A 13601-nucleotide genomic window follows, 5' to 3' on the forward strand; every position below is an offset into this window, starting at 1 on the left:
TCAGTGCGCCACCGCGGCGGCGGCCGCTTCGTCGATCAGCCGCCCGGTGCGGAAGCGCTCGAGCGTGTAGGGCGCGTTGACCGGATGCGGGGTATCGTTCGCGATCGTATGCGCGAACACATGGCCGGAACCGGGCGTCGCCTTGAAGCCGCCCGTTCCCCAGCCGCAGTTCACGTAAAGCCCCGAGACCGGGGTTTTCGCCAGGATCGGCGAGCGGTCCGGGGTCACGTCGACGATGCCGCCCCAGGAGCGCAGCATCTTCATGCGCCTGAACATCGGGAACATCTCGCAGATGGCGTCGAGCGTATGATTGATGATGTGCAGCCCGCCCGCCTGAGAATAGGACGTGTACTGGTCGGTGCCCGCGCCGATGACCAGTTCGCCTTTGTCGGACTGCGAGATATAGGCGTGCACCGTGTTTGACATCACCACGCAGGGGAAGACCGGCTTGACCGGCTCCGAGACACACGCCTGCAGCGGATAGCTCTCCAGCGGCATGCGTACACCGGCCATGTCCATCAGGACCGAGGTGTGACCGGCAGCGACCACGCCGACCTTCTTGGCGCCGATGAAGCCCTTGCTGGTTTCGACACCCGAGACCCGGCCATTGGCGGAGCGGCGGATGCCGGTCACCTCACAGTTCTGGATGATGTGGACGCCGCGGTCGGCGGCAGCGCGCGCATAGCCCCAGGCGACGGCGTCGTGGCGCGCCGTACCGCCGCGCCGCTGCAGCGTCGCGCCGACCACCGGATAGCGAGAGCTGGCCGAGATGTTCAGCGGCGGGCAGAATTCCTTCGCCTGCTCGGGCGTCAGCCATTCGTTGTCGACGCCGTTCAGCCGGTTGGCGTGGACGTGTCGCTTCAGAACCTGCACGTCATGCACGTTGTGCGCCAGCATCATGACGCCGCGCGGCGAGTACATGACATTGTAGTTGAGGTCCTGAGACAGCCCGTCCCAGAGCTTTACCGCGTGGTCGTAGATCCCGGCGGATTCGTCGTAGAGATAGTTCGAGCGGATGATGGTGGTGTTGCGGCCGGTGTTGCCGCCGCCAAGCCATCCCTTCTCCAGCACGGCCACATTGGTGATGCCGTGCTCCTTGGCGAGGTAATAGGCGGTGGCGAGCCCGTGCCCGCCCGCCCCGACGATGATCACGTCGTAGTGCGTGCGCGGCTCAGGCGAAGGCCATTGCTCCGGCCATCCCTTGTGGCCGCGCATGGCCTCTCGCGCAATCGCGAACACAGAATATTTGCGCATTCAGGCAGGCCTCGAGGCTAGTGGACCGGCAGGGTGGTCGAAGAAGGTGTATCACTAGCCCAATCGTATGCAAGCCGTTGTCCATTTACGACCTCGGGGCCTTGATCAGCGACGCGGTCACCCGGTCGCATGAGGAACAAACCAACGCGCCGGACGAGCCGTCTCCGATCGGAGGGCCGTGGGAGCGTATCGTCCTATGATACTTCATCTATTGACTGCGAAACGTATCACAGTATGATACGTTGATGATCAGGTCGTTCAAGGACAAGATCACAGAGGCAGTTGCCCGCGGCGAATCGCCGAAAGGATTTCCGTCTGATCTCGTCCGTGCCGCGCGACGCAAGCTGTTCATGATTGAGCAGGCGAACGAACTTAGGGACCTAGCTTCCCCGCCGGGGAACAAGCTCCATCCCCTCTCGAGAGAACGTGAGGGTCAACATGCCATTCGGATCAACGATCAGTTTCGTATCTGCTTTCGTTGGACCGATGGACACGCGGAGGACGTTGAGATTACCGACTATCACTGAGGCCAAGCCGCTCACGCTGCGAGAATAAAGATGTCCGCCCCCCCTGTAATTCCATTTCACCCTGGCGAGATCCTTCGTGAAGAGTATCTCGCCCCTCTCAACCTGAAGCCGTACACCCTGGCCAAGAAGCTCCATGTACCGCGCACGCGGATCGAACGGCTTGTGGCCGAGCAGACGCCGATCACACCCGATACGGCGCTTCGACTGGCAAAGTTCTTCGACACCACTCCGCAGTTCTGGATGAACATGCAGGCAGCGTTTGATCTGGCCAACGAAGCCGCGGCCAAGAAGGACGAGATCGCCGCCATCGAAAACTACGCAGAATCGCGTCTGGTCGCGTGATGGAGCTAGGTGGCAAAGGCTGATTTCTTCCACAGGCTTGTCGGCGCCTGTGGGAATCCCGACAGTGCTGTTCGCCCTTCCGCATCGCCGGTGGTAAGGACGGCCCGAAAGGGCGACGGATGAAGGTTGGCATCGACATGGGTGTCGCGGCCGGCGGGGCCGCGGCCGAACTCGACCTCGAAGAGCTGCTTGCGACCCGCCTGCTGGTGCAGGGTAACTCCGGGTCCGGCAAGTCGCATCTGCTGCGCCGACTCCTGGAGCAGAGCGCTCCATGGGTGCAGCAATGCGTGGTCGATCCAGAGGGCGACTTCGTCACCCTGTCGGATAAGTTCGGCCATCTCGTTGTCGACGCGACCCGCACCGAGGCGGAGCTCACCCGGATCGCCGCGCGCGTGCGCCAGCACCGGGTCTCGGTCGTGCTCAACCTCGAGGGCCTCGACATCGAGCAGCAGATGCGTGCGGCTGCCGCCTTCCTGGGCGGCATGTTCGACGCGGAGCGGGACCACTGGTATCCGGTGCTGGTGGTCGTCGACGAAGCGCAGCTTTTTGCGCCGGCGGTGGCCGGTGAGGTCTCGGACGAGGCGCGGAAGCTCTCGCTCGGCGCCATGACCAACCTGATGTGCCGCGGTCGCAAACGCGGACTGGCCGGTGTCATCGCCACGCAGCGGTTGGCAAAGCTTGCCAAGAACGTCGCGGCCGAAGCGTCGAACTTCCTCATGGGCCGCACCTTCCTCGATATCGACATGGCGCGTGCCGCTGACCTGCTCGGCATGGACCGCCGTCAAGCGGAGATGTTCCGCGATCTCGATCGCGGCCGTTTCGTTGCCCTCGGCCCAGCCCTGTCGCGGCGGCCGCTGCCCTTGACGATCGGTTCGGTCGAGACGTCGGCGCGCTCGACCAGCCCGAAGCTGACGCCCCTACCCGAGGCGCCGGAGGATGCGCGCGACCTCATTTTCACGCCTGGTCCAGAAGAAGTGCGGCCCGTGCGGCGCCCGCCGCCTCCGCCCCCGACCCCGACCGTCGATATCCTGGCGCAGCTGTCGCGGCCGAAGCCGATGGCTCCACCGCCGGAGCAGCCAGTCTTTGCGATCATCGACGAAGCCGAGCGCGAGGCCGGGATCAGCGCCGCCATCCGCGAGATCCTCGAGGACGAGGACGCGGCGTTCCGCTCCGACGCAGTACTTTACCAAGACTTCCTCGTCCGCTGCCGGATCCGGCGCGTGCCGGGTGAGCCGCTGCCGCTGAAGGCTTTTCGCCGACGACTCGCGGTCGGGCGGGCCGGTGTGGATGCCGAAGCGGCGGCAGGTGAGGCATGGTCCACGGCGCTGACGCTATCGGAAGACCTGCCCGACGACTTGCAGGGTGTGTTCCTCGTAGTGGCCCGGGCCGCGGTCTCCGGCGAGCCATGCCCGTCCGATGCGGTTCTGGCGCGCGCCTACGGCAGCCATTCGGCACGTCGCGCGCGGCGGCTGTTGGCCTTCTTCGAAGAGCGTGGGCTCCTGGTCGTGCGCACGGATTTCCACGGCAAGCGGGTGCTTGCTTTCCCCGATCTCGGCTGCGAGACCGCACCGGGCGACCCGGATGCGCCGGATGAGGGCATTCCGACGAGGCAGGCGGCGGAGTAGTCCTCCCAGCTTCTCAGGTAGGCCGTTCCAAGGTAAAAGACATCCTGTCAGCTAATTGATCGGCCCCGCGCTGCGACCTGTGGACAACCCTGCTTGGTTCTGATATTGCGCCCCGCAGTTTGCGGCAGAGTCTGCCGCTAAGGTCATTGCTCTTTCGCCTGGCCTTTCACCCGATAGCCTAAGGAACAGGATCGCCCGTGCAGGTACTCGTCCGCGATAACAACGTTGATCAGGCGCTTCGCGCGCTCAAGAAGAAAATGCAGCGTGAAGGCATCTTCCGTGAGATGAAGATGCGCGGACATTATGAGAAGCCCTCCGAGAAGCGCGCCCGCGAGAAGGCGGAAGCCGTTCGCCGCGCCCGCAAGCTGGCGCGCAAGCGCGCGCAGCGCGAGGGCCTTCTGCCGTCCACGCCACGCCCGGCTCCGGCTGCAGGTGCTGCCCGTCCGGCGCGCTGATCGCCGCTTTTTCGTCTATTTCGGTATATACCGGGAGGCGGGGCGATTCACTGTCGCCGCCGCCTCCTTTGCCATGGAAGCAACGCGCGTCCTGACGCGCAAGCGAACCGCTGAACGGAGAAGCTCTCGGATGATCGCACGCGATGACCATCGGCTGAACACGGCACGAAGAATAGCCGCGGCATTGACGATGGTGTCGGTACTCGCGCTCGCCGCATGCCAGACCGCGCCCATGGGCGAGTTCACTGAGGTCGACACTGCGCAGGTTTCCGAGCAGAACATCTCGTCCTTGACCGCGGTGATCCAGCGCAACCCGAACGATCCCGAAGCTTATAACGTACGCGGCTCCGCTTATGGCCGGGGCGGCCGCCATAAAGAGGCTCTACGCGACTTCGACAGGGCGATCGAACTGCGCGCGGACTACTACCAGGCCTACGCCAACCGCGCACTCATTCACCGCTTCCTCGGCGATCAGCCGTCGGCGCTGGCGGACTACAACCGGGCCATCCAGCTCAATGCGAGCTACGATGCCGCCTATATCGGGCGCGGCAACCTCTACCGGAAGGCGGGCCGGGTCCAGGAAGCCTTCAACGACTTTCAGACGGCGATCCAGCTTGATACGACCGATCCGCGTGCCTATCACAACCGCGGCCTGATCTATCAGAGTCAGGGCCAGCACGCCTTTGCCATCGAGGATTTCTCGAAGGCCATCTCGCTCTCGCCTAACTCGGCCGAGCCCTATAATGGCCGAGGCCTGTCCTATCTCGCCACCAACGACGAGGACAACGCGTTCGCCGACTTCAACACCGCGATCAAGCTCGACGGCACCATTGCCGAGAGCTGGGCGAATCAGGCGCTGGTCTACGAGCGTCAGGGCGAGAGGCAAAAGGCGGCGAAGTCCTACGGCGAGGCCGTACGGCTCGACCCCAATTATGCTCCGGCCAAGGAAGGACTGGCCCGCGTCCGCGCCGGCTGAGGGCGATTAGGGCGCACGCCCGTATCGCTCGGTCCGCCGTTGAGTGTTCCACTAGCTTCGCCTGCACGCACCCCTGCGTGTGGAACCGCTTCCTGTCTAAGCGGGTGACGTCAGGCATAGAGCCGTTCAGGCAGGCCGGCCTCCACAATCATCTGCCATCATCGAAAGGGTTCGACAGCACCCTTGACCACCTTCGGGCCTGAGGCCTTATCCCAAGCCTTGCGATCTTCGCGGCGAGGGTGGGTTGGTGGCGGACAGTCTGGCACAACGGGTGGACTGGCGCGCGCTCTGGGCGAGCGGCGACCTCTTTCGATTCTGCTTCATCAGTCTCGGGATCCTCCTGCATTCGACCAATGAGACGATGGTGGTGACCATCCTCCCGGCGCTCGTCCGGGATCTCGCTAGCGTGCAACTCGTCGGCTGGGCGTTCGCCGTCTATGAACTCGGCGCCATCATCGCCGGGGCCGCGGGCGGCCGGCTGACAAGCTATATCTCACTTCGAGCGACCCTGGTGGCGGCGGCGCTGGTCTATTCGACAGGAGCCCTGATCTGCGCGACGGCTCCTGACATGCCGATCTTCCTGGCGGGCCGCTTGGTCGCAGGGCTTGGCGGAGGCGCCCTGGTGGCGCTCGCCTTCGTTTCGGTGGAGCGGCTGTTTCCGCGGGCCATATGGCCGCAGCTCTTCGGTGTCATCTCCGCGATCTGGGGCGTGGCAGCCTTCAGCGGACCGCTCATTGGCGCGCTTTTTGTCGAGCATTCCACCTGGCGCTGGGGCTTCGCCACCTTTGTCGGCCTCGGCCTTGTTGCTGCCGTCACGGCGCTCTTCGTGTTGCGAGGGCCGCAAGCCACGCGGCCCAAGAACGATGGCCGGACGCTGCCGCCCTTCCCCTATCTGACGCTCGGCAGCCTCGCCGCCAGCGTGATCCTGATCGCAACGGCGGGCGTGGGCATCGCGCCCCTGCGTTCTTCCCTCCTGCTTGCGGCGGGAATGGCGGGCATAGCTGTGTTCTTCATGCTCGATGCACGCGTGCCGGCGGTGCGTCTGTTTCCTTCCCGTCCGCTCGACCCCCGAACGCCGGTTGGCAACGGCATCACGATGGTGGCCGCGTTCTCCCTCGCGACCTGCTCCTTCGCAGTGTACGGCCCGATCGTGCTCCAGACCCTGCACGGCGTCTCCGTGCTCAGCACCGGCTACATCATCGTCTCCGAGTCCATCGCCTGGTCGGTTCTTTCGATCGTCGTGGCGGGGGCGCCGCCGCATCGCGAACGCAGCATCGTGCTGATCGGCGCGCTGATGATTGCCGGAGGCCTCGCCGGCTTCGCCTGGGCGGTGCCGGCCGGGAACATTCCGGCGATCCTGTTCTGTGCGATCCTGCAGGGCGGAGGGTTCGGCATGGCATGGCCGTTCGTCACGCGCATCATCGTGGCGGCGGCGCCGCCTTCGGAGCAGACGGTCGCATCATCGGCGGTGCCGACCATGCAGCGCACCGGTTACGCCGTGGGCGCCGCCTCCTGCGGCATCATTGCCAACGTCAGCGGTTTCTCGCATGGCCTGAGCGGCGAGACGGCGGCCGGCGTCGCCTCCTGGCTGTTCATTGCGTATTTCCCGCTGGCTGCGCTGGGTTGTATCGCGGCGTGGCGCCTGACCAAGGATCGGTCGTCCGGAAACCGCTGAGAGGAGCGTCATGCCTGAGCTGACCACCCTCGCAGGAGTTGATTCGATACCCCGGGTTCAGCGGACCGATGTCTGCGCGAACCAGTCGAGCACTAGCGCGCGGACCGCCTCGACATGTTCGCCGGTCTCGACGCTACCAGCCAGTTCGGACAGCCGCATAGCGGCTGTCAGCAGGAAGACCCGGCCACTGTCCAGCGACTTGCCTGTCAACTCCTCATATGCCGCTATAGTGCGACCCGCTAAGTCGGCATCGACCAGCGAAACCTGCACAAATTCGCGATGCACATCACCGAAGCCGGAATCGGCGAAGTCGAAGATGCCGTTGAGGCGGCCGGTCTCGCGGTCGAAGGCCATGTTCCAGCCATGAGCATCGAAGAAGCCGTAGGACGCGCCCAGCGGGTCTGGCCCCAGATCGCGATACGCGCGGAGCGCAGTCTTGGCTTCACTGCGAAGCTGTTCGGGTAAAACCGGCCAGGCGGTTGCGAGGGTGAGGTCGCTCGTATCCCAAACACCTATCGGCAGAGCCCCGGCCGAAACCATCGTTTCGCGATCAAGCGCGTGTAATTCTCCGAAGAACAGGGCGAGATCTCGCGCAAGGAAATCTCGGTGGGCCGCATCGAGTGCCGCATAGTCGACCGCCTCCAGCGTGCGACCAGGCAACATGCGATGGCGAGAGAACAGCGGAGGGCCACCATGGATCGACATGTCCGGCACCGCCATCTGGACTCGCGGTCGCACGGCTGCAAGCAGGCGCGCCTCACGTTCGAGAGCCTCGATGGCTTCCTCGCCTTCCGGAAACTTGAAAAGGAAACCCGCGGCCTCCACCGCAAGACTGTGCCAACCCTTGCCGACGACACTTATTTTGGCGTCGGCGAGCTCAGGGAAGGTCGTACAGATGGCGCGCCGGATTTCGTACGGCACTTCCTTGGGTGCCGCGAGGATCAATGATCCATCGCCTTGACGATGTCCTCGGTCATCTTCTTGGCGTCGCCGAGCAGCATCATCGTGCCGTCCTTGTAGAACAGCGTGTTGTCGATGCCGGCATAGCCGGAGCCGAGCGAGCGCTTCACGAACAGGCAGGTGCGCGCCTTGTCCACGTCGAGGATCGGCATGCCGTAGATCGGACTGCTCTTGTCATCGCGCGCGGCCGGATTGGTCACGTCATTGGCGCCGATGACATAGGCGACGTCAGCCTGCGCGAACTCCGAATTGATGTCCTCGAGCTCGAAGACCTCGTCATAGGGGACGTTCGCCTCGGCGAGCAGCACGTTCATGTGGCCGGGCATGCGGCCTGCCACCGGGTGGATGGCATACTTCACCTCCACCCCGTTCGCTTTCAGCTTGTCGGCCATTTCGCGCAGCGCGTGTTGCGCCTGCGCCACCGCCATGCCGTAGCCCGGCACGATGATGACCTTCTGCGCGTTCATCATCAGGTAGGCGGCGTCGTCTGCGGACCCTTGCTTGACCGTGCGCTCGATGCCGTCGCTAGCAACTGCGGCCGTCTCGCCGCCGAACCCGCCGAGGATGACGGAGACGAACGAGCGGTTCATGCCCTTGCACATGATGTAGGACAGGATCGCGCCGGAGGAGCCGACCAGCGCGCCGGTGATGATCAGCGCCAGGTTGCCGAGGGTGAAGCCCAGCGCTGCTGCCGCCCAGCCGGAATAGGAGTTCAGCATCGACACCACGACCGGCATGTCGGCGCCGCCGATCGGGATGATGAGCAACACCCCAAGGGCCAGCGATGCCAACACGATCAGCCAGAAGATGGTCGTGCTCTCGGTGTTCACCAGCATCACGATCAGCACGACGAGCGCGATGCCGAGCGCGATGTTGATGGCGTGGCGCGCCGGAAGCAGGATCGGCTTTCCCGACATGCGCCCGTCGAGTTTCAGGAAGGCGATGACCGAACCGGTGAAGGTGATCGCGCCGATGGCGACGCCGAGCGCCATCTCCACCAGCGCCTGGCTGTGAATGTCGCGCACCGCCGAGCCGTCCACGACGGTCAGGGTGCCAATGCCAAAACTGTCGGGGGCGTACATGGCCGCTGCGGCGACCATGACGGCTGCGAGGCCGACCAGGCTGTGGAAGGCAGCGACGAGTTGCGGCATCGCCGTCATCGAGATCCGCCGCGCAATGTATGCGCCCACCGTGCCGCCGATCGCCAGGCCCACGACGATCAGGCCGAGGCCGGTGGGGGAGGGCACGGCAAGCGCCAGCGTGGTGACGATGGCGATCGCCATGCCAACCATGCCGTAGATGTTGCCTCGGCGGCTGGTCGTCGGATGCGACAGGCCGCGCAGCGCCAGGATGAAGAGGATGCCCGAGATCAGGTAGAGGAAAGAGGCGACGTTGACGCTCACGTCACTTCTCCTTCTTCTTGTACATGGCGAGCATACGCTGGGTGACCAGGAAGCCGCCGAAGATGTTCACCGACACCAGCACCAGCGCGACGAAGCCGAAGCCGGTCGCCGCGCCTGAGGCAGCGATGCCGACCGCGAGCAACGCACCGACGACGATGACGGAAGAGATCGCATTGGTGACAGCCATAAGCGGCGTGTGCAAAGCGGGCGTGACCGACCAGACCACGTAGTAGCCGACGAAGATCGCCAGCACGAAGATGGCGAAGCGGAACACGAAGGGATCGATGACCCCGCCGGAAAGCGCATGCGCCGCTTCGGCTGCGCCCGGCTGTGCCGCCATGTCCTGTACCGCCAGTTTGACCGCTGCAGCCGCCTGGTCGAGTTGCTGCAGCGCCTTGTCGAGAGCCGTCTGATCCATCAGATCTCTCCGCCGCTGGATTTGGCCTTGCTGGCCGTTGCGCGCTTTCTCGGGGCGGCTTTCTTCGACGCCACGTCGAGGCCGGACTCGCGACCCTTCGCCGCCTTGGCGGTGGATCGGTCGACAGCCTTGCTCGCCGGAACGGAGGGCTCGGCAGCCCCGGATGCTACCGCTGCTCCGGTGGTGCCGACAAGCTGTTGCGCCGCAGCAAAGTTCGGGTGCACGACCTTGCCGCTGTCCGTCAGCATCGTCGCCTTGACCAGTTCGTCGTCGCGCTTGATCGCCAGTTGCTTGCTTTCCTTGTCGATCATGGTCTCGAGAAAGGCGAACAGGTTCTTGGCATAGAGCAGCGAGGCGGAGGCGGCGACGCGGCCGGGCACGTTGAGGTGGCCGACGATCTTGACGCCATTGGCCGTGGTGATGACCTGCCCGGGCACCGTGCCGTCCACGTTGCCGCCGCGCTCGACGGCGAGGTCAATGATCACCGAGCCGGCTTTCATCGAGGCGACCATGGCGGCCGAGATCAGCTTCGGCGCGGGGCGGCCAGGAATCAGCGCCGTGGTGATCACGATGTCCTGCTTGGCGATGTGGTCGGCCGTGAGCGCCGCCTGCTTGGCCTGGTATTCCTTCGACATCTCCTTGGCGTAGCCGCCGGCCGTCTCGGCGGCCTTGAACTCCTCGTCCTCGACCGCGATGAATTTCGCGCCGAGCGAGGCGACCTGTTCCTTTGCGGCCGGGCGGACATCGGTCGCGGTCACCACGGCGCCGAGGCGGCGGGCGGTGGCGATCGCCTGCAGGCCGGCGACGCCGGTGCCCATCACGAAAACCTTGGCGGCCGGCACGGTGCCTGCCGCGGTCATCATCATCGGCAGCGCGCGATCATATTCAGCGGCGGCGTCGATCACCGCCTGGTAGCCTGCGAGATTGGCCTGGCTGGACAGCACGTCCATGACCTGCGCGCGGGTGATCCGCGGCATCAACTCCATCGCGAAGGCGGTTATGCTTGCCTCGGCCATGGCGGCCAGTTCGGCATCATTGCCGTAGGGATCCATGATCGCCAGCACGGCAGTGCCCGGCCTGTAGGCGGCAAACTCGGACAAGATGGGACGGCGGACCTTGAGGATAACGTCGGCCTTGCCGGCATCCGCCGCAGTGCCGATCGTGGCGCCCGCTGCGCGGAAATCAGTATCTACGATGCGGGAGGCGGTGCCGGCGCCGGCTTCCACGATGACCTGGAAGCCTAGCCCGGCGAGGCGTTTGACCGTTTCGGGCGAGGCCGCGACGCGGCTCTCACCTTCCTCGGTCTCACGCGGAATGAACACCGTCTGCACCACCGCCCTCCCCCTTCTCGGTCGAGTGGAGCGTCCGGCCGGTTCCGGACGCGGGTATCGTCCGGTTATTTGCGCCTCAGCGGAGGAGCCAGCCGCCGAGCACGCAGATCAGGATGAAAAAGATCGTCGCGGAAAAGAACCCGCCGACGAAGAAGCCGAACGCCATTGCTGCGAGCAGGGCCACGCAGGCCAGCGCGCTATACTTAGCCAGTCCGACGAACAGGTTGTAGGTGCTCTCGTGCTCGGCATAGTCCATCTTGGCGCCCATCTCGAGCGGTCCGGTCGGCGCGTGGTCGGCCATCAAGAAATACCTCCGAATATACCGCTTCCGACATAGCGAAACGGTACCCCGAGGGCAATGCCGGTTTTGCCTGGAAACTGCGACACGTATGTCCAAAGTTGCGCAGTCTGTCGTGACTGATGGCGCGCCCGGGAGACGGGCTGGCTCAGGGCAAAGCTTTCAGCCGGCCAGCGGTTTTGATATCATCCCTGTTGGTTCGGTTTCGGTGCACCGTCATGGCGGAAGAAAACCCGAAGAAAATGACCGTCGAGGAGTTCTTCGAATGGCAGCAGCGCCAGGACAGGAACTACGAGTTGGTCGACGGCGTGCCCGTGCTCACCGTCAAGGCGATGACGGGTGCTTCGGATCGGCACGACACAGTCACGGTCAATGCAATTTCCTTTCTCCACCAGGCTTTGCGCGGCAAGCCATGCAAGCCCCGCACCGACGATCGTTCGGTCCGCACGTTCCGGGGAACACGCCGGCCCGACCTTCTCATAGAGTGCGGAAAGCCCGATCCTGGATCGATGGAAGCCGCCGAACCAAGGATCGTGTTCGAGGTTCTGTCGCCTTCGACGACCCGCTATGATCGCTTCCAGAAGCTGGAGGAATACAAGCTCCACCCTCATATCCAGGTGATTCTGCTTATCGACACAGAGTCGCCGCGCGTAACCGTATGGCGTCGCGACGGCAGCGAGTGGCACAATCGCGAGGAGACGGGCTTGGGCACGGTCATAGAGCTTCCCGAAGTCGAGGTGGTCCTTCCTCTTTCGGCACTCTATCTCGATCTCTCATTCGACAAGGCTGAGGGCTGAGCCTAGCGGAAGGTTATCGCGATCTCACTTCGGAGGTTGACCGCAGCCGAGCATTGGTAGGCCGTAGACAACACTGACGCCTTCCAGGCCCATTTTCGGAACAATTGTGATCGCAAAGCCCCATTCTGAGCACGGCCGTGCCTTCTGGATGTCACGAATCGCGGCTACGAATTGTCGCATGCAACAGAGCCAGTCTAGAACCAGCCTGCCGGGGCGGCTTGAGGACGAACTGTTCAAGAGTCTCGGCGAAAGCGAGTCGATCGTCGATCGCCTCCTCGAGCTCCCAATCCCCGATGCCAGGAGCGACGATCCCGTGGATAACGGGGTTGCCCGCCGTATGGAGAGGATGCTCGCGGAACGCATGCGCGAGAGGATAGCGTCTCATAGATGACTGCTGCGGCCCACTGAGCCGCCATCGTTCCCACCCCTCCGCATCGCGCTGGGCGGCGTCCCGAACGTGCGCACGAACGCGCGGGAGAACGCGGCCGAACTGGAAAAACCGCAGCGTTCTGCCACGTCAGCCATGGCGATCGAGGTGTCGAGCACCAGCCGGCGCGCGGCATGAAGCCGAAGGCGCAGATAGTATGCTCCTGGACTCTCGTTAAGTGACTTGCGGAAGATGCCTTCGAGCGTGCGGGAGGTCACCGCGATGCGTCGGGCAATCGCCGCGATGGTCAGCGGCTGGTCGACATGGCCTTCCATCAGCCTGATCGCCTGCGCCAGGCGTGGATCGTAGCCGTCCAGCCGGCCGAGCGAGACGAGCGGCTGCGCGTCGGTCGCGGCGCGCGCCTGGTCGTAGATGAAGACGCTCGCCACATCGAGCGCCACCGCCATGCCGAGGCGCGAGCGGATCAGGTGAAGCATCAGGTCGAAGGTCGGCGAGGCGCCGCCCGTGGTGAAGACCGGACCATCGATGACGTAGCGGTCGGGGCGCACCTCGGCATCCGGAAAGGCGGCCGAAAAGTCCTCGAAATCCTCCCAATGCGTTGTGGCGGAGCGGCCGTCGAGCAGGCCCGCTCGCCCGAGCAGCCAGCCGCCCGCTTCGACCCCTCCAACGGCCCGAGCCGCCCGAGCCGCTCGGCGGAAGCCGCCGACCAGCGCCGAAGCGGTTTCGTCCCGCGTGCCGAAGCCGCCGATGGCGATGAGGACGTCGGTGCGCCGGCCGGGATCGAACTTTCCGGACACGACCACCGGCAGGCCGGAGGTCGTCACGGGCGGACTGCCGTCCGGCGAAACCAGCGTCCAGTCGAACACGGTCCGCCCGGTAATTCGGTTGGCTGCGCGCAGCGGATCGATCGTTGAGGCGACGCACATGATCGAGCAGCCGGGAAAAACCAACACCGTCAGCGCCAGCGGAGAGGGGTCCGGCGAGAAGATGGACGGCTGTTCGCTTTTTGCCATTCCGATTTCGTAAAATGTGAAGCGCCTATGTGCAAGGCGGGGGATTGTCGCCACCAACCGAACAGCAGCGTCGAGCAGCGCTTGTCCAACCGCCAGTCCGCACCTTCTCGTTGGTGAGAAGGCGTCGGCCCCAGGATGC

The 13601-nt window shown here is 64.6% G+C and carries 14 protein-coding genes; 7 read left to right on the top strand and 7 right to left on the bottom strand.

Annotated elements, in window-relative coordinates; all coding sequences use genetic code 11:
* Complete coding sequence (locus tag HUI96_RS14995; protein WP_188255464.1) at window positions 1-1254, bottom strand: sarcosine oxidase subunit beta; 1254 nt, start codon at window positions 1252-1254, stop codon at window positions 1-3.
* Between the two features lie 245 nt (window positions 1255-1499).
* Between HUI96_RS14995 and HUI96_RS15000 the strand changes: the two genes are divergently transcribed.
* The 6 genes from HUI96_RS15000 (at window position 1500) to HUI96_RS15025 (ending at window position 6854) form a co-directional block, all read left to right on the top strand.
* On the top strand, window positions 1500-1781 hold the full coding sequence (locus HUI96_RS15000; protein WP_188255465.1) for a type II toxin-antitoxin system RelE/ParE family toxin: 282 nt from the start codon (window positions 1500-1502) through the stop codon (window positions 1779-1781).
* A 30-nt stretch (window positions 1782-1811) separates the two neighbouring features.
* Entirely contained in the window at window positions 1812-2123 is a 312-nt protein-coding gene (locus tag HUI96_RS15005) for a HigA family addiction module antitoxin (protein WP_188255466.1), read from the top strand.
* 119 nt (window positions 2124-2242) lie between these two features.
* Window positions 2243-3748 (top strand): ATP-binding protein, encoded by a 1506-nt coding sequence (locus HUI96_RS15010; protein ID WP_188255467.1) that lies wholly within the window; start codon window positions 2243-2245, stop codon window positions 3746-3748.
* 197 nt (window positions 3749-3945) lie between these two features.
* A complete protein-coding gene (gene rpsU, locus HUI96_RS15015; protein ID WP_188255468.1) occupies window positions 3946-4203 on the top strand; it encodes a 30S ribosomal protein S21 in 258 nt (85 codons plus the stop codon).
* Window positions 4204-4393: 190 nt separating this feature from the next.
* On the top strand, window positions 4394-5179 hold the full coding sequence (locus HUI96_RS15020; protein ID WP_425299224.1) for a tetratricopeptide repeat protein: 786 nt from the start codon (window positions 4394-4396) through the stop codon (window positions 5177-5179).
* A 247-nt stretch (window positions 5180-5426) separates the two neighbouring features.
* A complete protein-coding gene (locus HUI96_RS15025; protein WP_188255470.1) occupies window positions 5427-6854 on the top strand; it encodes an MFS transporter in 1428 nt (475 codons plus the stop codon).
* 57 nt (window positions 6855-6911) lie between these two features.
* Here the strand turns inward: HUI96_RS15025 and HUI96_RS15030 are convergent, their stop codons facing one another.
* The 5 genes from HUI96_RS15030 to HUI96_RS15050 form a co-directional block, all read right to left on the bottom strand.
* Complete coding sequence (locus HUI96_RS15030) at window positions 6912-7799, bottom strand: phosphotransferase family protein (RefSeq protein WP_188255471.1); 888 nt, start codon at window positions 7797-7799, stop codon at window positions 6912-6914.
* Entirely contained in the window at window positions 7796-9217 is a 1422-nt protein-coding gene (locus HUI96_RS15035) for an NAD(P)(+) transhydrogenase (Re/Si-specific) subunit beta (RefSeq protein WP_188255472.1), read from the bottom strand. The genes HUI96_RS15030 and HUI96_RS15035 overlap by 4 nt, the downstream gene beginning before the upstream one ends.
* Window position 9218: 1 nt before the next feature.
* Window positions 9219-9635, bottom strand: coding sequence for an NAD(P) transhydrogenase subunit alpha (locus HUI96_RS15040; protein WP_188255473.1), 417 nt, complete (start codon window positions 9633-9635; stop codon window positions 9219-9221).
* Entirely contained in the window at window positions 9635-10969 is a 1335-nt protein-coding gene (locus tag HUI96_RS15045) for a Re/Si-specific NAD(P)(+) transhydrogenase subunit alpha (protein ID WP_188255474.1), read from the bottom strand. The genes HUI96_RS15040 and HUI96_RS15045 overlap by 1 nt, the downstream gene beginning before the upstream one ends.
* 73 nt (window positions 10970-11042) lie before the next feature.
* Window positions 11043-11267: an aa3-type cytochrome c oxidase subunit IV gene (locus tag HUI96_RS15050; protein WP_188255475.1), complete on the bottom strand. Its 225-nt coding sequence runs from the start codon at window positions 11265-11267 to the stop codon at window positions 11043-11045.
* A gap of 215 nt (window positions 11268-11482) precedes the next feature.
* On the opposite strand from HUI96_RS15050, the gene HUI96_RS15055 reads away from it, so the two are divergent.
* A complete protein-coding gene (locus HUI96_RS15055; protein ID WP_188255476.1) occupies window positions 11483-12061 on the top strand; it encodes a Uma2 family endonuclease in 579 nt (192 codons plus the stop codon).
* A gap of 381 nt (window positions 12062-12442) precedes the next feature.
* Here HUI96_RS15055 and HUI96_RS15060 read toward each other — a convergent pair whose 3' ends face one another.
* Window positions 12443-13462 carry a GlxA family transcriptional regulator gene (locus HUI96_RS15060; protein ID WP_188255477.1) on the bottom strand — a complete coding sequence of 340 codons (1020 nt, stop codon included), beginning with the start codon at window positions 13460-13462 and terminating at the stop codon, window positions 12443-12445.
* Window positions 13463-13601 lie beyond the last annotated feature (139 nt).

This window comes from Pseudaminobacter soli (ex Zhang et al. 2022), from assembly GCF_014595955.1.
In the GTDB taxonomy this organism is placed as follows: Bacteria; Pseudomonadota; Alphaproteobacteria; order Rhizobiales; family Rhizobiaceae; genus Kumtagia; species Kumtagia pseudosoli.